This is a genomic window from Motiliproteus coralliicola, from assembly GCF_003345655.1.
Lineage (GTDB): Bacteria > Pseudomonadota > Gammaproteobacteria > Pseudomonadales > Balneatricaceae > Motiliproteus > Motiliproteus coralliicola.
This window is the reverse complement of record NZ_QQOH01000002.1, coordinates 499,233-518,581: the sequence shown is the minus strand read 5'-3', so window position 1 is coordinate 518,581 and position 19,349 is coordinate 499,233. Positions and strand designations below refer to the sequence as shown.

General features: G+C 58.1%; 19 protein-coding genes. 12 read left to right on the top strand and 7 right to left on the bottom strand.

Features of this window, described 5'->3' with window-relative positions; translation table 11 throughout:
* Positions 1-11: 11 nt before the first annotated feature.
* Genes arsC through DV711_RS09245 form a run of 3 tightly spaced genes read left to right on the top strand, consistent with a single transcriptional unit; the run spans position 12 to position 1,413 of the window.
* Positions 12-362 carry an arsenate reductase (glutaredoxin) gene (gene arsC / locus DV711_RS09255; RefSeq protein ID WP_114695385.1) on the top strand — a complete coding sequence of 117 codons (351 nt, stop codon included), beginning with the start codon at positions 12-14 and terminating at the stop codon, positions 360-362.
* Positions 362-985: an NAD(P)H:quinone oxidoreductase gene (gene wrbA, locus DV711_RS09250; protein WP_114695384.1), complete on the top strand. Its 624-nt coding sequence runs from the start codon at positions 362-364 to the stop codon at positions 983-985. The genes arsC and wrbA overlap by 1 nt, the downstream gene beginning before the upstream one ends.
* Entirely contained in the window at positions 985-1,413 is a 429-nt protein-coding gene (locus DV711_RS09245; protein WP_114695383.1) for a DUF2069 domain-containing protein, read from the top strand. The genes wrbA and DV711_RS09245 overlap by 1 nt, the downstream gene beginning before the upstream one ends.
* A 19-nt stretch (positions 1,414-1,432) precedes the next feature.
* On the opposite strand, the gene DV711_RS09240 is transcribed toward DV711_RS09245, so the two are convergent.
* From DV711_RS09240 to pdxR, 3 genes are all read right to left on the bottom strand, one after another.
* A complete protein-coding gene (locus DV711_RS09240; RefSeq protein ID WP_133297433.1) occupies positions 1,433-1,987 on the bottom strand; it encodes a hypothetical protein in 555 nt (184 codons plus the stop codon).
* Between the two features lie 217 nt (positions 1,988-2,204).
* Positions 2,205-2,930 carry a DnaA regulatory inactivator Hda gene (hda, locus tag DV711_RS09235; protein WP_279386514.1) on the bottom strand — a complete coding sequence of 242 codons (726 nt, stop codon included), beginning with the start codon at positions 2,928-2,930 and terminating at the stop codon, positions 2,205-2,207.
* A 158-nt stretch (positions 2,931-3,088) separates the two neighbouring features.
* Positions 3,089-4,576, bottom strand: a complete 1,488-nt coding sequence (pdxR, locus tag DV711_RS09230; RefSeq protein ID WP_114695687.1) for a MocR-like pyridoxine biosynthesis transcription factor PdxR — start codon at positions 4,574-4,576, stop codon at positions 3,089-3,091.
* Positions 4,577-4,660: 84 nt separating this feature from the next.
* Here pdxR and DV711_RS09225 point away from each other — a divergent pair, with 84 nt between their 5' ends.
* Both DV711_RS09225 and DV711_RS09220 read left to right on the top strand, forming a co-directional pair.
* Positions 4,661-5,287: a pyridoxamine 5'-phosphate oxidase family protein gene (locus tag DV711_RS09225; RefSeq protein WP_114695381.1), complete on the top strand. Its 627-nt coding sequence runs from the start codon at positions 4,661-4,663 to the stop codon at positions 5,285-5,287.
* A gap of 250 nt (positions 5,288-5,537) precedes the next feature.
* Positions 5,538-8,048 (top strand): bifunctional diguanylate cyclase/phosphodiesterase, encoded by a 2,511-nt coding sequence (locus DV711_RS09220; protein ID WP_114695380.1) that lies wholly within the window; start codon positions 5,538-5,540, stop codon positions 8,046-8,048.
* Between the two features lie 27 nt (positions 8,049-8,075).
* On the opposite strand, the gene DV711_RS09215 is transcribed toward DV711_RS09220, so the two are convergent.
* The gene (locus tag DV711_RS09215) at positions 8,076-9,191 is read right to left on the bottom strand and encodes an AI-2E family transporter (RefSeq protein ID WP_114695379.1); all 1,116 of its coding nucleotides are present in this window, start codon (positions 9,189-9,191) and stop codon (positions 8,076-8,078) included.
* Between the two features lie 36 nt (positions 9,192-9,227).
* The gene (locus tag DV711_RS09210; RefSeq protein ID WP_165840057.1) at positions 9,228-10,295 is read right to left on the bottom strand and encodes a DUF2066 domain-containing protein; all 1,068 of its coding nucleotides are present in this window, start codon (positions 10,293-10,295) and stop codon (positions 9,228-9,230) included.
* 283 nt (positions 10,296-10,578) lie between these two features.
* On the opposite strand from DV711_RS09210, the gene purM reads away from it, so the two are divergent.
* The 7 genes from purM to DV711_RS09175 all read left to right on the top strand — a co-directional run bounded on the left by purM (position 10,579) and on the right by DV711_RS09175 (position 16,827).
* Entirely contained in the window at positions 10,579-11,631 is a 1,053-nt protein-coding gene (gene purM, locus DV711_RS09205) for a phosphoribosylformylglycinamidine cyclo-ligase (protein WP_114695377.1), read from the top strand.
* On the top strand, positions 11,631-12,305 hold the full coding sequence (purN, locus tag DV711_RS09200) for a phosphoribosylglycinamide formyltransferase (RefSeq protein WP_114695376.1): 675 nt from the start codon (positions 11,631-11,633) through the stop codon (positions 12,303-12,305). Before purM ends, purN begins: the two co-directional genes overlap by 1 nt.
* A gap of 22 nt (positions 12,306-12,327) precedes the next feature.
* Positions 12,328-13,167 carry a DUF3108 domain-containing protein gene (locus DV711_RS09195; RefSeq protein ID WP_165840056.1) on the top strand — a complete coding sequence of 280 codons (840 nt, stop codon included), beginning with the start codon at positions 12,328-12,330 and terminating at the stop codon, positions 13,165-13,167.
* Positions 13,168-13,239: 72 nt separating this feature from the next.
* On the top strand, positions 13,240-14,673 hold the full coding sequence (gene pyk, locus DV711_RS09190) for a pyruvate kinase (protein ID WP_165840055.1): 1,434 nt from the start codon (positions 13,240-13,242) through the stop codon (positions 14,671-14,673).
* 7 nt (positions 14,674-14,680) lie between these two features.
* The gene (locus DV711_RS09185) at positions 14,681-15,388 is read left to right on the top strand and encodes a M48 family metallopeptidase (RefSeq protein ID WP_165840054.1); all 708 of its coding nucleotides are present in this window, start codon (positions 14,681-14,683) and stop codon (positions 15,386-15,388) included.
* 174 nt (positions 15,389-15,562) lie between these two features.
* A complete protein-coding gene (locus tag DV711_RS09180) occupies positions 15,563-15,970 on the top strand; it encodes a PilZ domain-containing protein (RefSeq protein WP_114695373.1) in 408 nt (135 codons plus the stop codon).
* Between the two features lie 86 nt (positions 15,971-16,056).
* The gene (locus DV711_RS09175; RefSeq protein WP_114695372.1) at positions 16,057-16,827 is read left to right on the top strand and encodes a methyltransferase domain-containing protein; all 771 of its coding nucleotides are present in this window, start codon (positions 16,057-16,059) and stop codon (positions 16,825-16,827) included.
* 23 nt (positions 16,828-16,850) lie between these two features.
* Here the strand turns inward: DV711_RS09175 and DV711_RS09170 are convergent, their stop codons facing one another.
* Together DV711_RS09170 and DV711_RS09165 are read right to left on the bottom strand one after the other, a co-directional pair.
* A complete protein-coding gene (locus tag DV711_RS09170) occupies positions 16,851-17,582 on the bottom strand; it encodes a hypothetical protein (protein WP_114695371.1) in 732 nt (243 codons plus the stop codon).
* A gap of 170 nt (positions 17,583-17,752) precedes the next feature.
* Positions 17,753-19,342 (bottom strand): CHASE domain-containing protein, encoded by a 1,590-nt coding sequence (locus DV711_RS09165; RefSeq protein WP_114695370.1) that lies wholly within the window; start codon positions 19,340-19,342, stop codon positions 17,753-17,755.
* Positions 19,343-19,349 lie beyond the last annotated feature (7 nt).

The window sequence follows — 19,349 nt, the reverse complement described above, 5'->3', positions numbered from 1 at the left end:
GGAACCCTGCTATGAGCACAATCACCCTCTACCACAACCCGCGCTGTTCAAAATCCCGCCAGGCCCTGCAGCTGCTGCAGGAGAAAGGGGTCGAACCCCAGATCCGCCTGTATCTAGAGGATAGCCCCAGCCGCGAAGAGCTGGTCACCCTGCTGGGACAACTTGGCATCGAGCCCCGGGCACTGTTGCGCAAGGGCGAGCAGGAATACAAGGACAACAACCTCAAGGACACCGAGCTGAGCGATGATGCCCTGATCGATGCAATGGTTCAGTTTCCGCGTCTGATCGAGCGCCCGATCGCCATCGCCGCCGATAAGGCCGTGGTAGGTCGTCCGCCTGAAAACGTGCTGGACCTGGTCTGATGACCGAACCACGTCCTTACGTTCTGATCCTCTACTATAGCCGTCACGGAGCCACGGCCAAGATGGCCCAGTATATGGCCCGAGGCGTCGAGGAAGCGGGGATCGAGGCCCGGCTGCGCACCGTGCCTGCGGTTTCGCCCGATACCGAGGCCAGCCTGGATTCGATTCCGGCCGAGGGCGCGCTCTATTGTAGCGACTCGGATCTGCGCCACTGCGCCGGCCTGCTGCTGGGTTCACCGACCCGGTTCGGCAACATGGCAGCACCGCTGAAGTACTTTATCGACGGTACCAGCGGACTCTGGACCAACGGCGCCCTGATCAACAAGCCGGCCGGGGTGTTCAGCTCCAGCGCCAGCATGCATGGTGGTCAGGAAACCACACTGCTGAGCATGATGCTGCCGCTGATGCATCACGGCATGCTGATCTGCGGCCTGCCCTACTCCGAGCCCGGCCTGAACCAGACCGACGGTGGCGGCACCCCTTACGGCGCCACCCATGTGGCCGGTGAAGACGGTAACCGCGAACTCAGTGAGATCGAACTGCAACTGTGCCGCGCCCAGGGTAAACGGCTGGCCCGTCTCGCCCTGACCCTGGCCGCTAACTCCGATGGGAAGACTGTCTGATGCCGATGATCAAAAACAAGCTCTCCATCGAGCAGCTGCAACAGCGGGTCCACTACAGTGGCCTGGCCACACGTCTCTCTCTGCTGGGGCTGATCGGTCTGCTCAGCGCCTGGATGCTGTGGATCTCACCCCCGGCGCTGGCCAACCCGATCACCATCTGGCTGGTGTTAACCCTGCCGCTGGTCGGCTTTGTTCCGGCGATCTTCGGTGGACGGGCTCGCCCCCATATCTGGCTCTGCTTCGTGATTCTGGTCTATTTCTGCAGCGGCGTGATCCACGCCATGACCGATAAATTCATGCTGTTGGGCTTGGCCAAGACGATGCTGACCGTGGTGCTGTTTTGCAGTGCGATGATGTACGCCCGCTGGAAGAGTATCCTGCAGGGAATGGAATCGCCACAGAGTCCAACTCAACCGCCTTCGGTCTGAGCGGATTTCACTTGCGCGTTTAAGAGCGCTGGAGTTCAGGGCCTTGCGGCTCGGACGACGGCGCCTTAGCCGCCGGCAACTCGCCCCTGCCAGCCTGATAGAGCGCTCCGGCCTCCAACATGATCAGCACCATCAGGGTCAGCAGTACCGGTGCCACCGCCACCCGCTGTAAGGCCACGAACATCAACGCTTCCATCCGTGGATCGGCCTGGCTCATCGACAGCAGCCAGCCCACACCGATCAACGAAGCCCCCACCAGATAGGCCAGCAGCAGAATCCGATTTCGCGCCACGGCCAGACGCCAGTGGGCGGCGATAAAGGCCTGCTGGCTACCGGTCTCCCGCTGCAATTGGTTTGCCTTCCAATGGGTAAACAGTATCACCGCCAATGACAGGCTTAGAGGGCCGGCAACCAGCCACCAACGATACTCCAGCAACGCCGATCCCTGGGGCAGAAAACTGCCGGCCAGCACCGCAATCAGTAACAGCAGATTGATCATCAACAGATTGATCATTGAAAGTTCGTGGGGTGAACGGGCCCGTCGACGGGCGGATTCCGGCATTGAAGCGTCCATGGCGTCAGTCCTTACTGGGGCGAGCATCCCTAGCCTGCAGACCCTGACACTCCAATCCGTTGGTGAAATGCTCAGGTCAGGCTTTAATCAAAAACCGCTTTATTATCTTCTTCTAATAAACAAAAAGCTACCATGCCGCTCCCGATGGTCAGGCCCGCGTCGACATCCGTAGGAAATTAAGAGGATTCGCTCAAAACCGATAGCAGCTGGGCAGCAGCTACCAGTCCATCACCTCTTTGACGAAAGGAATCGTGATCCGTCGCTGCGCCGCCAGCGAAGCTCGGTCGAGCTGATTGAGCAGTGCGAACAGTTCACCGGTGCGGCGCGGGCTGCGGTGCATAATAAACTGTGCCACGTCGTCGGCCAGATCAATGCCCCGCTGCTGGGCGCGGGCTTTGAGCGCTTCGCACTTGCCTTCATCATCCAGCCCCCAGACCCGATAGACCAGCCCCCAGCTCAATCGGGACTTCAAGTCCGGCAGCTGCAGCGGCAGTTGCCGCGGAGGGCGATCGGCGGCGATCAACAGGCTCCGTCCCGCATCGCGCAGACGATTGAACAGATGGAACAGCGGCTCTTCCCATTCCGGTGAGCCGACCGCCAGCTGCAGCTGATCGATACAGACCAGATCCAGTGACTCGAGCCCTTCCAACACCGAGGGGCCATGGCCGAGTAGTTGGTCCAGTGGCAGGTAGAAGGCACTGCGCCCGAGCGCACCGGCCCGATGGCAGGAAGCCTGCAACAGATGGGAACGGCCAGCGCCGCTCTCACCCCACAGAAACAGGTAGGGCTCCCCCTGTCCGGCAGCCAATTGCTTCAGCTGGCGCACCACCGACTCATTCCGAAGCGGGTAAAAGTTTTCCAGCGTCGTATCGTCCCGCATGCCAAAGCTCAGGGCGAGCTGAAACGGGTTATCGACGTCGAAACTGTCAGGCTGGTCGAACAAGGGTGATGAGATCCTGATGCTATAACAAACCACTCGGCACAGAGTGATCCCCGAAAACAGGGTCACCGATTATAGCCCAAGGCTTGGACGCAACGAAGATCTAACCCGAGCAGAATTTCACGACCTGTCCCGATCCAGTAAAAGACAGGGATGACGGCTCACTGATGACTTGCAGTCGCAACCCCGCTCTCCAGCAGTTGCTTCAGCACCGCCACCGCGTCTTCACGCTCGGCGCGGCTGCTGTGGGCAAACCCCAGCACTATGCCCTGGCGGGGTTTGGTGCCCTCGAGGTAGTAGCTCGACAGTGGCGTACCACCAAAGCCCTGTTCATGAAACGCCCGGCATAACACCCGATCATCGACCCCATCGATCTGCAACACCAGGTGCATACCGGCGCTTTCGGCTAACGACTCGACCCGGCCAGCCAGTGGTATCAGCAGGTCGTGGATATGATCCCATTTGCGCTGGTAACACTGCCGCATCCGACGTAGATGACGAACAAAATGTCCCTCGGCGATAAAGTCGGCCGCTGCCGCTTGCAGCAGCATCGGACTATCCCCTCCCTGGTAGCGCTTGGCCGTGGCAAAGGTGTTGGCGAGACTCTCAGGCACGACCAGATAGCCCAAGCGACTGGCCGGCAGCAAGGTCTTACTAAAGCTGCCCATATAGATCACCGGCGTATGCGGCGCCATCCCCTGTAACGCGGCGATCGGCTTGGCGTGGAAGTGAAACTCACTGTCGTAGTCGTCTTCGATAATCCACAGCCTCTGCGAAGCAGCCCAGTCCAGCAGCTGCAAACGCTGAGCTGCCGACAGAATACCTCCCAGCGGATACTGATGAGTCGGGGTGCAGTACATCAAGCGTGCCTCGGTCTGAGACGGCAACGCAGCCGTATCCACCCCCTGCGGCCCCATCGGCAACGGCTCCAACTTTGCCCCGCGAGCAAGTAGGGCTTCGCGGGCTCCGGCATACCCGGGGTTTTCCACCAGTACCTGCTCACCGGGATTGAGCAGCACCAGGGCGCACAACGCCAAGGCCTGCTGTGCCCCCTGGGTGATCAACACCTGTTCGGGCTTACAACGTACCCCTCTGGATGCCGCCAGGTAATTGCTCAACGCCTCGCGCAGCGGCGGATACCCCATCGGGTCGTCAAAGCCCATCAGGCAGGTCCGATCCGAATGGCGCCGTAGGATTCGGCTCCAGGTGGCAGCGGGGAAGCAGGTCAGGTCGGGCAGCCCCACCGTAAAGGGCAGATCGGCGCTCCCCTCATCCGCGTCCGCGCGCATCCTGTATTCCTCAAGCCCTTGGGCATACAGGGACAGCTCGGGAGGGTGGACCGAGCTTTCCCACACGGCCGCATCCAGGCCCAGACAATCCTGCGGTAGCTGCCGGTTGACGTAACAGCCACTACCCACCCGGCTGATCAGAAACCCTTCCTGCTTCAACTGTTCCAGCACCAGCGTGACGGTATTGCGGCTGACGCCAAGGGTTTCAGCCAGCCGCCGGCTCGAAGGCAGTCGAAACCCCGGCCGTAGCCGTCCCTGCAGGATCAGTTGATGAAGCTGTCGATACAGCTGCTGCTGCAAGGGCTTGGCCCGATCCAGCAGAATCTCATCCAGATGGGGCAACTCAATAATTGGACTCATTACTTTGAAAATATCGGAACTATAAATGGAGCCAATAGCATAGAACAATGGTCACCTCATTCGCCAATATCAGGAGTAGAGCCGATGCAGAATCATCCCCAGCCGGCAACTGTCGAATCGAACCAATTGTCCCCCACCGAACGGAGTCGGATTCGCCGCTGTGCCGACCGCGCCAGCTACCGTCGCGACGATATCTACCGCCTGATTGATGATCTGAAAACCGGCCATATCGGCTTTGTCAGCGATGGACTGCCGGTGGTGATACCGATGACGGTATGGCGGGTCGACGATCACCTCTATTTTCACAGCCTGAATAAAAGCCGCTTGCACAAGCTTTGTGAAGCCGGAGCTCAGCTGTGTATCTCCTTCGCCGAGTGCAGCGAGTGGGTACTGGCCAAGTCGGCCTATCACCACAGCGCCAACTACCGCTCCGCAGTCCTGTACGGTCAAGCCGAGCGTGTTACCGACCCGGTGGAGTTCGACCGCGCGTTTGAGGTCATCATCAACCAAATTGAAGCGGGACGCTGGGATCAAGTCCGTGCACCCAACGCCAAAGAGAGGAAGATCACCGCACTGCTGCGGATGCCCATCGACGAAGGTTCTTTCAAGCGTCGCCAGGCCGGCCCCAGCGAAGAACCCGAAGATATGGAGCTGCCGGTCTGGCATGGCACCGTCCCGGTCTGCCCCTTTCATTCCAACGACAAACCCTAAGCGCTCAGTCATAACTTCGACCGGCGGCTACGAATACGTAGCTGCCATCGCCCCCTGACAACGCTTCTCCCGGTGTCGCTCTACAAGATCAGCTTGAATTTCTTGCCCTATGTCACACTAGCGACACATTCTCCCTCGCCTGCGCTATCAGCCTCTAGCCGCCGCTGTGACATATTGCTAATGTCGGCTAAAGTTGGTAAATCCTGCACCAATTGCATGGATATAGCAGCATCAGGGATTTCTCAAAACAATGCAGGTTTCCACCGACCAGAAATTACTACGACTGATCAAGATTACTCCCGTGCTGGTGGTGATGATCTTTGCCGTGCTGGTCAACATCTTCGTGATTCAGGACAACCGCACTCAGGTCAAAAAGGATACCGAAAACCTGCGCAGCGACTTTCTAGAGCAGCAGCGGGAACAGATCAAAGCCCAGATCGATCAAGTCTATCGACAGATCGAGTATGCCAAGGCCAACACCGAGAACCAGCTCAAGCAAACCATCCGCGAACGCATCCACGAAGCCCACCGAATAGCCGAGACGATCTATCAACGAAACTGGGACAAGCCCGAGGCAGAAGTCACCCGGCTGATCACCGACGCACTGCGCAGCATTCGCTTTAATGAAGGTCGCGGCTACTTCTTTATCTATAAAACCACTGGCGAAAACGTCATGCACCCGCTGCTGCCACAGATGGAAGGCACCTCCAAGTGGGATCTGCAGGATGTTCGCGGCAGCTACATCGTTCGGGAGATGGGTGCCAAGGTTAAACAGCTGGGCGAGGCCTACTATCGCTGGTGGTTCGTCAAACCTTCCGACAAAACCAAAGAGTTCAAGAAGATCGGCTTCGGGAAGTATTTTGAGCCCTACGACTGGTTTATCGGCACCGGCGAATACGTGGTGGACGTTGAAAACGACATCAAGGCGAACTTACTGGACCGGATCAACAGCATACGGTTCGGCGATAACAGCTATATTTTCGTGTTCGATTACCAGGGCCATGTGCTGGCCCACGCCCTTCGGGATACGATCGGCTCCAACCAACTGGCGGAGCGAGATAGCAGCGGCCAACCCTTCATTCAAAATCTGATCCAAACCGCTCGCGAAGGCGGCGGCTACGTCCGCTATATCAACCCATACACACCCAGCACAGGTGAAGCCGCCGATAAACTCAGCTATGTCCGCGGGATAGAGGACTGGCAATGGGCCTTGGGCACCGGAATCTATCTGCAGGAGATCGAGGCTTATCTGGGCCAGCGTGAGCAGCAGATCCTGCAACAGAACAGCGATAATTTGACCAAACTCTTGGTCCTGAGTTTTCTGGTCACCGCGATCGTCCTGCTCTTCTCGCTCAGCCTGAGTAAAAATATCGCCCACCGTTTTAACAAGCTGCAGCACCGTATCTCCAACGATTTCAACGAGCTGGAGCAGACCAAAAACCAGATGCAGCAGATGGCCCAGCACGATGCTCTAACCGAGCTGCCAAACCGGCTGCTATTGACCCAGCAAATTCAGCAGTCGATCGAACTCTCGGACAAAGATCATCAGCAACTGGCGGTCATGTTTGTCGACCTGGACGACTTCAAGAAGATCAATGACCTCTATGGTCACTCCACCGGCGACAAGCTATTGCAGGCGATCAGTCACCAGTTTGCCGCATTGATCGGTAAGGGCGATTCCGTGGCCCGCTTCGGCGGCGACGAGTTTGTGTTCTGCTTTCCACAACTGACCAGCCACAATGACGCCCTGAACCGGGTCGAGTTGATCAAGCAGGTGTTCGCCCAACCCTTCGAGATAGATGGCAAACAGCTCTACTCCAGCTGCAGTATCGGTGTGGCGATGTACCCGGCCGACAGCGACAACCCGGAAGAGCTGATCAGCAAGGCCGATATCGTGCTGTATAAATCCAAGGCACGGCAGAAAGGCGATGTGCTGTTCTTCGATCAGAGTATCAACGAGCAGGTTCAGCATGACTTCCTGCTGGAAGAGGAGCTGCGTCACGCCCTATCCCGCGACGAGTTCTATCTGACTTATCAGCCCCAGCATCTGATCGATGGCGATCAACTGCACGGGGTGGAGGTTCTACTGCGTTGGAACAACCAAAGCCTGGGGCAGGTACCACCGTTTGAGTTCATCCCGCTGGCCGAAGATACCGGTCTAATCCACGAGATCGGCTTGTTTGTGATCGAACATGCCTGCCGGGATATCGCCAAGTTCAACGCCGAACAGGGCCAACAGATTCAACTGTCGATCAACCTGTCGCCGAAGCAGCTCATTGCGAAAGACTTTATTAACCAGCTGGTGAAGCGGGTCGATTGCACCGGATTGTCTTACCAGAGCATCACCCTGGAGATCACCGAGAATGTATTGATCAGCGACCTGGTGGCGGTCACCCCGGTACTGCAGCAGCTGCGCGATCTCGGTTTTTCGATCTCGCTGGACGATTTCGGAACCGGCTATTCGTCGCTGAGCTACCTCAACACGCTGCCTATCAACGAGATCAAGATCGACCGTTCCTTTATCAACAAGCTGCTCAGCAGCGATCAGAGTGACTCTCTAGTCAAAACCATCATCGCCATCGGCGCATCCTGCCATATGAAGGTGGTCGCAGAAGGGGTGGAAACCAATGAGCAACTGCAACGCCTGGCCCAATACCGGTGCGACATCGCCCAGGGCTACCTACTGGCCCAGCCGTTGAAGTTTGAACAGTTGTGCGAGCGTTACCCGTCGAGCCAATCGGCGATCAACAGTCCCGCCTGAGTATCCCGTGTGGCGTCGTAGCCAAGTTTACTGCGGGGTTGACGGGGAATCGGTGGAACTGTCGTCCCCACTTTCCAGCGCCCTTCCCTCATTGGCCTGATACAGGTCGCTATCCAGATACCCGGCATGCAGGTGGCGCAGCAGCACCATGATGACTGCAGCGACTGGCAGAGCCAGCAACACCCCGGTAAAGCCGAACAACTGCCCCCCGGCCATGATCGCAAAGATCACCGCAACCGGGTGAAGACCGATCTTATCGCCCACCAGCACCGGGGTCAGGAACATACCTTCGAGCAACTGACCGGCACCAAAGACCAGCCCCACCAGCGCCAGGTAGTAGAGCTCATTGAACTGCAGCATCGCCGCGATCAACGACGCACCGATGCCGACGATAAAGCCCATGTAGGGGACGATACTGGCCAGCCCGGCCAGCAGACCCAGAATCAACGCCAGTTTGAGTCCTACCAGCGCCAGCCCCAGGGCGTAGAACGCCCCCAAACAGAGCATGACCAGCAGCTGCCCTTTCATAAAGGCACCGAGCACCTCGTCGCACTCACTGGCCCAGCGGCTGACATGGGGTTCGATATTGCGAGGCAGCATCAACCGGATCCGCTCGACCATCGCATCCCAGTCCCGCAGCAGATAAAACGCCACCACCGGAATCAGGGTCAGGTTGACCAACCAACCGACAAAAGCCAGCCCCGAACGGGTCGCCTGCCCCAGCAGTTGGGTGGCCAGGTCCCCGCCGGTCTGCCAGTGCTGCATCAGCACCTGACGCAGCCGATCCAGCTCCAGTTTCGGCGCCGGCATACCGGTTACCCGCTCCAGCCAGGGGATCAGGGTCTGTTTAATCCAGTCGAAGAATAGTGGTACCTGGCTGACCAGGTTGTCGATCTGCTGGCCCAGCTTGGGCAGCAACAGCAGCATCGATACGACCAGCAGCAGGCTCAGCCCGGTGAACACGATCACCACCGACAACGTGCGCGACAGCCCTTTCTGTTCCAACCGGTCAGCCAACGGGTCGCCCATATAGGCCAGCAGCATACCGCTCAGAAAGGGGAATAGAATCGGCTCAAGCAGATAGAACAACCCGGCGCAAAGCAGCACCAGGGTCAATACCAGCCAACGTTGTGAATCGGTCATCGTCGTTTCCTTGACTCGGTTGGCGTCAACCCGCCATTACGGGCGCCAACGGTAAAACAGCTGCCCGGGCTGATCCGGCTGCATCAGCTCCAACGGTTGCAAATGCTTGTTCAACCCCAGCGCACCGCGAAGCTGGCCGATGGTACCGTCGATCCGCAGTTGCAGTTGCAGCCGATCCTGGTCCAGCTGCTGCAGTTTGACCTGCTTCACCGCCGGCAGGTCACTCAGATAGCGATTGATCTCGAAATAGCTTTCGATCGAATTAACCTGGTCAATCTCCAGCAGCACCGCGCCGGGATCCAGGTCATCGGTGGAGGCAACAAAGTCGACAAACAGCAGGTCGGCGGCCTGATCCACCGCCGAGCCCAGATGGTTTTGCAGCACGGAGCCTTCGCCATCGAAGTTAAAGCGCTGGCCCTGCCCCTTGAGCAGCAACCACTGACTGCGCCAGCCGCCGCCGCTGCGGTACAGCCGTCCAACCAGCACCGAATCGGCCTGATAACGGCTAGAGGCACGGCGGATTGAATCGGTAAAGAAGCCCCAGGCATCGCCGCTGGACAGCGCCTGCTGGTCCTGCAGGTCCAGCAACGGCCGGAATACCGGCAGGCCACGCTCTACGGCACGTGATTTCATCGCCAAAAATGCCGGATCTTCTTCATCGCCGATAAATTCTCGCTGACCGTTACGCTCTTCCAACAGCCACACCAGCACCCCGGGGCGGATCGTCCCCAACGGTCGCAGGCCGGCATCGGACAGCAGTTGATTGATCAGGGTGCGCTCGAAGTCGATCTTCAATCGATGGGCCAGCACCTCACGGCCATCGTCGGTGGGCAACGGTCTGTTGGTCTGTTGGTAGCTGAACTGCTGGATATAGCGGTTGGCTTCGCCCATCGCCGCTTCGATCGCCGCCTGACGGGTCACATCACGACGCCCACTGACCTTCACCAGCACCTGCGCCAGCGCCTGACTGACCAGTTCCGGCGCCACCCGCACCGATTGCTCGGCCACCAACAGTTCGGCACTGTAGAGGCCGCCGATCCGGGCCGCCTGCGCATTCCCGATCAGCCCCAGCAGCAAACTGCCCAGCACTACCAGTCTTGTCAAAATCGTCAGCCGTCGCACACCCGTTCCTTTCGCTTCAGTGCTACCCAATGCCCGAAAACCGAGCTCAGGAGGCCAAGCATAAACCAACCCGGCCCAAGCACAAACCGCCACCCTGCGACTCAACCGACGGTAAACCATCCAATCGCACAGTCAACGTTGAAAAAATCGACAATTTCGCCTCTCGATAGATGCCCACCAAGGACCGAACTGGTAGAATACGCGCCTTTCAATTTGCGACCCGTTCGCATCTCACACAAGGTCCGCCAGACAGGTTCTAACTCCTATGAGCAACTCTAACGAATCCATCAGTTACAAAGATGCAGGTGTTGATATCGACGCCGGTAACGCGCTGGTCGAGCGCATCAAAGGAGTGGCTAAGCGCACCCGTCGTCCCGAAGTGATGGCGGGACTGGGCGGCTTCGGCGCGCTGTGCGAACTGCCGGCCGGTTACAAGCAGCCGGTACTGGTGTCCGGCACCGACGGTGTCGGCACCAAGCTGCGCCTGGCGATGGATCTGAACAAGCATGACAAGATCGGCATCGATCTGGTCGCCATGTGTGTTAACGACCTGGTGGTCGCTGGTGCCGAGCCGCTGTTCTTCCTCGACTACTACGCCACCGGCAAGCTGAATGTCGATATCGCTGCTGACGTGGTTACCGGTATCGGTGAAGGCTGCGAACTGTCCGGTTGTGCGCTGGTCGGTGGTGAGACCGCCGAAATGCCAGGCATGTACGAAGGCGAAGACTACGACCTGGCCGGATTCTGCGTCGGCGTGGTCGAAAAAGACGAGATCATCGACGGTTCCAAGGTCAGCGTCGGCGACACCCTGATCGGCCTGACCGCCTCCGGTCCGCACTCCAACGGCTACTCGCTGATCCGCAAGATCATTGAGGTGCGCGGTGCCGACATTAACGCTCCGTTTGGCGAAGGCACCCTGGGCGATGCGCTGCTGGCGCCGACCCGGATCTACGTTAAGCCGCTGCTGAAGCTGATCCGCGAATCCCAGGTTAACGCCCTGTCCCACATCACCGGTGGTGGTCTGCTGGAGAACATCCCCCGCGTACTGCCTGAGTCCGCCAAAGCGGTCATCGACGTCAACAGCTGGCAGCGTCCGGAAATCTTCAACTGGCTGCAGCAACAAGGTAACGTCGAAGAGCGCGAGATGTACCGTACCCTCAACTGCGGTATCGGTATGGTGATCGCGGTTCCGGCCGACAAGACCGATGAAGCACTGGCGCTGCTGAAGGCCGAAGGTGAAGACGCCATCATCATCGGCTCGATCCAGGCCGCAACCGACGGCGAAGAGCAGGTCGAGCTGCAAGGGCTGGGTAACTGATGCAGGCGGCAGCCCCCGAGAAGCCGCAGATCCTGGTACTGATCTCCGGCGGTGGCACCAACCTGCAAGCGATCATCGATGCGGTCAAAGCCGAACAGATTGATGCCGAGATCTGCGCGGTGGTCAGCAACCGCCCCGACGTCAAAGGCCTGCAGCGCGCCAAGGATGCCGGCATAGAGGCCGTTACTCTGGATCATACCGACTACACCAGCCGTGAGGCCTTCGACGCCGAACTGATCCACCTGATCGATGGCTTCCAGCCCGATCTGGTGGTACTAGCCGGCTTTATGCGGATCCTGACCGCCGACTTCACCCGCCGCTACGAAGGAAAAATGTTGAACATTCATCCTTCGTTGCTGCCCAAGTACCGCGGTCTGAAAACCCACCTGCGGGCAATTCAGGCCGGTGATAAGGAACACGGCGTCACCGTCCACTTCGTTACCGAAGAACTCGACGGCGGCCCGCTGGTGATCCAAGCGATCGTCCCGGTCCTCGATGACGACAATCCGATCAGCTTGGCCGAACGGGTGCAGCAACAGGAGCACATCATCTATCCTTTGGCGGTCAAGTGGTTCTGCGAAGGCCGTTTGACCTACAACAACGGTCAGGCGTTGATGGATGGGCAGCCATTGCCCAGCAGCGGTTGCCAACTCGATAGCCGCGAAAACGCCTGACCCGCTAATTAAGAAGGGATCTATGCTGCGCTTCACCTCGCTGAGCCGCCGACCGGAGCTGCCGCTATTGCTGGCAGCTCTGCTGTTTCCTGCCATCGCACTAGCCGGTGGTGACCCAGAACCACAACCTACCGCCGTAGCCCAACCGATGGTCGCCAACTCCACGCTGACAGGGACCTCGGTGGTCAGTTCATCCAAGGCCAAGCCGGACAACTCGGAAACTGCGATCAGCCTACAACCGTTTCGGGCCTTCTATCAGGCCGAGTTTGATCTGGGTATTCATGTCAATGGCGAAGCGATCCGCGAGCTGACGCGAACGGCCGACGGCCAGTGGCAGCTGTCGATGAAAGCCTCCGCCATTGCCGCCAGCATCGACGAGCGTAGCCGTTTCGCGCTTGAGCAGGGGCGTGTCACGCCGCAGCACTATCACTACCAACGCAAGCTGTTGACCAAGAAGAAAACCATCGAGCACCGTTTCGATTGGCCCAAGCAACTGCTGACCAGCAACGTCAAAGGCGAGCAGCAGCAGCTGGCCCTAACGCAGGGCACCCTGGATAAAGTCGGTTTCCAGATTCAGCTGTGGCAGGACATCAAGGCCGGCGCCGACGAAGCCACCTACCCGGTCGCCGATGGCCGTCAGATCAAGACCTACGAATTCGACCGCCTCGGCAAGGAACGGATCAGCACCCCGGCCGGTGAATTCGACACCATCAAAGTCGCCCGCGATCGCGGTGACGCCAGCGCCCGTAAGACCTATATCTGGTTTGCCAGCGAGTTGGATCATGTCATCGTTAAGCTGCAACAGATTGAGCCGGACGGAAAACAATACACCCTGGTACTGGAGCGACTGGAGTCGCTGTAACCCAGAACTCGACTACCGTCCTGCTCCAGCCAAGCCCCACACCGCCTGCCCTGACACTGAAGGATATCGGTCATGAGCCAAACCGCCCCATCCACCGACGCCCCGCTGCGTAAGACAAAAATCATCTGCACCATCGGTCCGGTCAGCCAAAGCCTGGAGATGCTGCAGAAGCTCTACGACGCCGGCATGAACGTGGTGCGGCTGAACATGTCCCACGGCGACCACGAATCCCACGCCAAAGTGATCAAGGCGATCCGGACCCTGAACAAGCGGGTTAAGCATCCGATTCCGATCCTGCTCGACACCCAGGGCCCCGAGATCCGCACCGGCGATATCGCCAACGAGCTCAAACTAAAGCAGGGCGATGTGATCTCGGTCTCGGTCCGCGGCAGCGAAGACGTCGAGCAGACCTCGATCCATGTTAACTACGATGACCTGGTCGACAGTGTCCAGATCGGTGACCGGATCACCGTCGACAACGGCCTGATCAATCTCGATGTGCTGAGCAAGGACAACCGCAACCTGCAGTGCAAGGTGGTCGACGGCGGCGTGCTGAAGAGCAAGCGCCACGTCAACCTACCCGGTATCCGGGTCAACCTGCCAGCCATCACCTCCAAAGACCGCCGTGATATCGCCTTCGCGATGGAGCAGGAGCTGGACTACATCGCGTTGTCGTTCGTGCGCGAAGCCGACGATATTCGCCAACTACGCGAACTGCTGGGACCCAAGGCCAATAAAATCAAGATCATCGCCAAGATCGAAGACCAGGAAGGGGTTCGCAATCTGGAAGATATCATCGACGAAGCCGATGGTGTGATGGTCGCCCGTGGGGATCTGGGGGTCGAGATCCATATCGAGCAGCTGCCCAACGTACAGCGCAAGATGGTCCGCCTCTGCATCGAGCGAGGCAAGCGGGTTATCGTCGCCACCCACCTGCTCGAGTCGATGATCGAAAATCCGATTCCGACCCGCGCCGAAGTTACCGATGTGGCCAACGCCATCTACGAAGGGGTCGATGCGGTCATGCTCTCCGGCGAAACCACCGTCGGTAAGTACCCGATCAAGTGTGTCGAGATCCTCGACCGCATCGCCGGCACCTCCGAAGTCGATCCGGGCCTTCATTTCGCTCAAGGCCTGATCAAAACCGATGAGAAGCAGCACCTGGCCAGCGCTACCGTCGAGCTGGCTGAGTCTCTCGGCGCCAAAGGGATTCTGGTTATCACCCGCCGGGGTCTGATGGCCAACTATATCTGCAACTGTCGCCCCCACAACACGCCGATCTACGCCTTTACCAACGACCCGCGCACCCGCCGCCAGCTGTTGTTGAACCGTTCGACTCACCCGTTCCGGATAGAGTTCAGCCGCGATCCGGAAAAGACCCTCAGCGCCGCTTTCGAGATTCTGAAGCTCAAAGCCGGCCTGCATAGCGGCGATCAGGTGGTGGTGATCTCCGATATCCTGGCCGGTACCGGGGTCGATGCGGTCCAGGTGCGACAGCTCCCTTGAGCGCCCGATGACCGCGCCGACGCTGCCGTTTGATTGGGAGGTCAAGTTCACCCGCCGTCGCGGTTCGATCGCCCTGCAGGTGCACCCGGACCGGGTCCGGGTGCTGGCCCCGAAGGGAACTGCGCAACGCGAAATCCGACAGCTGCTGCTTGAGCGTCAGGATTGGCTTGAAAGTGCGCTTCTAAAGCAACGCCAGCGTCCAATCCCCCACAAGAACTACCAGAACGGCGAAAGCTGGCTGTTCGACGGCCTGCCACACCGGCTGCAAGTGGAACTAAGCGATACTGTCGATCACGGCTCCCCTTGTGTTCAACGACTCGATGGTCGCCTGCTGCTTCGATTACAACCCAGCCAGGATAGCCTCGAACAACGTGCCCAGGCCCTGCGCGACTGGTATCAACAACAGGCCCAACAACGCTGGCCCGAACGGCTCGATCACTGGATCGAGATCACCGGATTAAAGCCTTCGGGTTTGAAGATAAGGCCCTACAAAAGCCGTTGGGGTAGCTGTACCCAGGATGGCCGCATCAGCCTCAATACCCTGCTGGCCATGGCACCACCAGAGGTGCTCGATTACGTCATCATTCACGAACTCTGCCATCTGCGCCATCTCAACCACAGCCCCGCTTATTGGCGGCTGGTTGAGCGCTTCTGCCCCCACCCCAAGCAGTACCGAGCTTGGCTGCGCCAACACAGCGATCAACTACGTTTTTGACCAACGCCGACTCCATAGGCTTAATTCCCAACCCAAACATGGGGTTAGGTCGTCAATCGACCCCTTGCGGTAAAAATCCTCTGATCTGAATCAACGCCCTAAAGGTCAGTAGGTGCTAACCTTTAGGGATATGTTTAACGGCAATTATCGTAGTAACAGCAAGTGGAGGCGCAGATGAACGATCTTCGTCTACATCCCCGAATCCCCTGCAGCCTGAGTGCCGAAGTCCACAACGATCGAGATGACCCGATCAACTGCCATATCAGCAACATCTCCCCCGGTGGGATGATGCTTGAGGGCGGCCCGGAGCTAAGAGAATTTGTTTTTTGCGGTCATCAAACTGATCGTGACCCGCTGCGCCATGCCATCGAAGTCAGCGTCGATATCAAACTGCCGGGCCAGACCCAACCGTTCCGCAGTCGAGCCCGCCTGCTCTATATCCGCCGCTTATCGGAGCTGCGCTTCAATCTGGGCTTTCGCTTCGTCGCCATCGCCCAGCTGCAAGCCAAGATGATGGAAGCCTATATCTTCGACCGTGGTTGCGATAACCCACTGCTGAAAAGCTCCATCGGCTCGGGCTAAGGTTGGCTGAGGCTGAACGCACAAGGTCCTTCCCGTCTGCTTTGAGCCCGCTACAATAGCGGTTCTCTCTATAGCCGTGATTCAGCATGTCCGATCAAGCCCATTTCGACCGCCTGTCCGAACGCTTCGGACGCAACATCTATGACACCCCCAAGGGCCGGATCCGGCTGCACTTTCTGCAACAGGATCTGCAAGCCCTGCTGGAGCAAGATAGCGAGCTGCTGATTCTCGATGCCGGAGGTGGTCAGGGCCAGTTTGCCCGTCACTGTGCGTCCCTGGGCCATCGCGTGGTACTGTGCGACCTATCCGAACAGATGCTCGATGCCGCCGACCAATTAAACCGGGAGCAGGGGCTGGAAGATCGGATCGAACTGGTCCGGGATTCAATCGAAAATTTCTGCCATCACGACACCCGTCAGTATCAGCTGATTCTCTGTCATGCCGTGTTGGAGTGGGTCCAGGAATCAGAACCCCTATTGCAGGCCCTGACTCAGCGTCTGGGCAACGCAGGGAGACTGTCGCTGATGTACTACAACCGCCACTCGATCGTATTGCGAAATGCCTTGCGCGGTAACTTTCGCAAAGCTCTCAGCGATCAGTTCGGCGGTGACGGAGGCGGCCTGACACCGACCCATGCCCGTGAACCGCAACAGATCGACTCGCAGCTGCAAGCCTTGGGGATGAGTATCGAAGCTCAGCTGGGGGTACGCTGTTTCTACGATTACCTGCCCCCCAAGGTGCGCCAGACCTATGCATTCGAGGATATTCTCGAACTGGAACAGCGCTTTCGCGATCAACTCCCGTACCGCCAGATGGCTCGCTATATCCACCTGATCGCGGCTAAGACTCAGCAATAAGGTGAACAGCCCTGCTCGACCACCTACCCTGCCGGCTTCTTCCAGGTTAAACAGAGGTCCGAGTTGGTATGCAGGCGCTCGAGAATCGGCAGCAACTGCTCACGGCTTAGGGTGTCGCCATGATGACGTGCTACGACCCGTTGAAAAGGCTCGAAGCTTTCCCGCGGATTAAGGTTTTGATTCAGGCGCATCAACTCCTGCACGCAGCGAATATCGAGCCCAACGCCCAGGCAGATATCCTCAATACGACAGGCCGCACAATCCGGCTTCTGCACCTCTATCGCCGGCATCTGACCGACATCGGTGAGTGGAATCATCCGACCAGTCGAATCCGGTACGGCATCCAGCGCCAACTCGTTGGCCCAACCAATAGTAGTCCCAGTGCCCGATTCGCGTTGCTGTCGACGTTTGACCACCCGGATCCTGAGCACCAGCAAGCCGGAAGCCAACAACAGGGTTGCCGACAACAGCATCAGGACATCCTGTCGCAGCCCGATCAAACAGAGTGCTGCGAAAATATAACCAAACGGCAATAGCTCGTAGAGCGGATCGCTCCAATAATGACGGTTGATCGGGGTTTGGGGCTGACGATGGTTAAGGCGCCGATAATCGGAGCGAAGCACCCAGATCCAGGCCCCCAAAAAATAGAGCAGCAAGCCGAGCACCAGCAGCACGCCGCTGTAAAACAGCAGAATCCAACTACCAGAGACCAGGTAAAAATAGGGCTTTAATTCGTAAACCGACTTGGGTAGCAAAACGACAACTTCCGTACATCACATGAACTGATTTGCTAAGTTCGCAATGTAACAGTCTTTTGTCGTCGATGAACGGTAACTTGCGCTAAAACTGCTCGAAGTCAAGGGATTAGAACAACTCGGTGCGGTCTAGGGAATCTACGAACAAGTCCCTAGGGTTCGCCCTGCGTCTACACCGCCAGTTTGGATTCAAGCCAACTGACCTGATTCCTGCCGGCCTGTTTGGCGGAATACAGCGCCTCATCGGCGGCTTTGATAATCATCTGCGGCTTATCCCCAGCTTCCGGGATCAGGGTACAAACGCCTACGCTGATGGTGACAAACTCACTGATCTCCGAATATTCATGGGGGATCTGCAGCGCCAGCACCGCCGCCCGACACTTTTCCGCCATCGCCAGGCTGTTTTCGGTATCCGCCAATACCAGAGCAAACTCCTCGCCACCATAGCGCGCAGCAAGATCCCCCGGTCGACGGGTAACGGATTTCAACGCCCCGGCAATCGCCCGCAGACACTCATCTCCCCGTAGGTGGCCGTAGTGGTCGTTATAGGCTTTGAAAAAGTCGACATCGGCAAAGACGAAGGAGATCGCAGCTCGATTCCGTATCGCCCGGTACCACTCCTTTTCAAGAAACTCGTCCAGGTGCCGACGGTTGGCCAGCTCGGTCAGGCCGTCAGAGCGTGACAGTGCTTGCAACTCCTGATTGGCCAGATTCAAGGCCAATGTTTTCTCTCGCACGGTCTCTTCCACAATAGCGGCGTGGCGTGCTGTGAGATAAATGTAGAGCGCGATCAAGGCCGTGAAGATCAGGCCGGCCAGACTCAGAATCAGACTGAAATTATCTCCGCGCTGGGTGACGTAGATGTTGGAGGGGGACGCCTGTATCGCCCAGTTACGCCCCCACAGCGAAGGCAGTTCACGCTCAAAGGAGATGCGCTGATAGGGGCTTCGTCCTTTGGGGGCATTGCTGAACAGCAATTCGGGCTTGTCCGGTCGGGTTTTATCGATCAACCGTATATGAAACTCGGCGCGGTTATCGGCGGTCAGGGAGCTGTTAACGATATCGCCAATCCGAAAAACCCCCAGTACAAAGCCCTCGACATTCTCCTTCCTGCTCAATGTGGTTGTCGGCAGGCCGGCAAAGATCGGCAGCACCGCCAAAAACCCCTTCCGTTTCTCACCACCCTGAATCAGATCGATACTTGAGCTTGCCTGTGGAGAGGCGGTCAGAATCGATTGGTTCAGCGTACTCAGACGGGTTGGACTTGAGCCCAGATCGAACCCCAGCGCGGCTTCGTTTCCCATCAGGGGTTCCACATAGTGGACCGGATAGTAAACCTCTCGCGTATCGACGGGCACCATCAACCCCTGAGCATCTCGCTGGGTGAACTCATAGCTGGGGATGTATTGCCGCATCGCCGCCTGAAACTGCTCCTTTTGAGAGTGCGGTACCTTAGGTATCCATTCCAACGCTTGAATATTGGGGTGGCGGCTGAGTATCTCCCGACTCACCTCGCGGAATCGATCAAGACCCGGCACCTGCGATTGGCCGAACAGAATGGAGAGCGAGTGCAGGGTTTCAAAATTGGTCAGCAGCTCGCGCTCCAGGACCTCGCTCCCTTTGATGATATCGGCCTGAAATTCGCTGGCGATACTGCGCTCTTCGGCTTGGTTAACCAGATACCCGGTAGCACCCGATAGGGTGACCCCGGTCAGAATGACCCCGATAATAATTAAACTGACTTTGACCGAAGAAGGCATAACAACT

Coding starts and splice junctions, on each gene's coding strand:
- DV711_RS09240 (WP_133297433.1), bottom strand. CDS start 1,987: ATGGACGCTTCAATGCCGGAATCCGCCCGTCGACGGGCCCGTTCACCC.
- DV711_RS09165 (WP_114695370.1), bottom strand. CDS start 19,342: ATGCCTTCTTCGGTCAAAGTCAGTTTAATTATTATCGGGGTCATTCTG.
- DV711_RS09215 (WP_114695379.1), bottom strand. CDS start 9,191: ATGACCGATTCACAACGTTGGCTGGTATTGACCCTGGTGCTGCTTTGC.
- pdxR (WP_114695687.1), bottom strand. CDS start 4,576: ATGAGTCCAATTATTGAGTTGCCCCATCTGGATGAGATTCTGCTGGAT.
- DV711_RS09195 (WP_165840056.1), top strand. CDS start 12,328: ATGCTGCGCTTCACCTCGCTGAGCCGCCGACCGGAGCTGCCGCTATTG.
- pyk (WP_165840055.1), top strand. CDS start 13,240: ATGAGCCAAACCGCCCCATCCACCGACGCCCCGCTGCGTAAGACAAAA.
- DV711_RS09180 (WP_114695373.1), top strand. CDS start 15,563: ATGAACGATCTTCGTCTACATCCCCGAATCCCCTGCAGCCTGAGTGCC.
- wrbA (WP_114695384.1), top strand. CDS start 362: ATGACCGAACCACGTCCTTACGTTCTGATCCTCTACTATAGCCGTCAC.
- DV711_RS09175 (WP_114695372.1), top strand. CDS start 16,057: ATGTCCGATCAAGCCCATTTCGACCGCCTGTCCGAACGCTTCGGACGC.
- purM (WP_114695377.1), top strand. CDS start 10,579: ATGAGCAACTCTAACGAATCCATCAGTTACAAAGATGCAGGTGTTGAT.
- DV711_RS09225 (WP_114695381.1), top strand. CDS start 4,661: ATGCAGAATCATCCCCAGCCGGCAACTGTCGAATCGAACCAATTGTCC.
- DV711_RS09185 (WP_165840054.1), top strand. CDS start 14,681: ATGACCGCGCCGACGCTGCCGTTTGATTGGGAGGTCAAGTTCACCCGC.
- DV711_RS09245 (WP_114695383.1), top strand. CDS start 985: ATGCCGATGATCAAAAACAAGCTCTCCATCGAGCAGCTGCAACAGCGG.
- DV711_RS09220 (WP_114695380.1), top strand. CDS start 5,538: ATGCAGGTTTCCACCGACCAGAAATTACTACGACTGATCAAGATTACT.
- arsC (WP_114695385.1), top strand. CDS start 12: ATGAGCACAATCACCCTCTACCACAACCCGCGCTGTTCAAAATCCCGC.
- purN (WP_114695376.1), top strand. CDS start 11,631: ATGCAGGCGGCAGCCCCCGAGAAGCCGCAGATCCTGGTACTGATCTCC.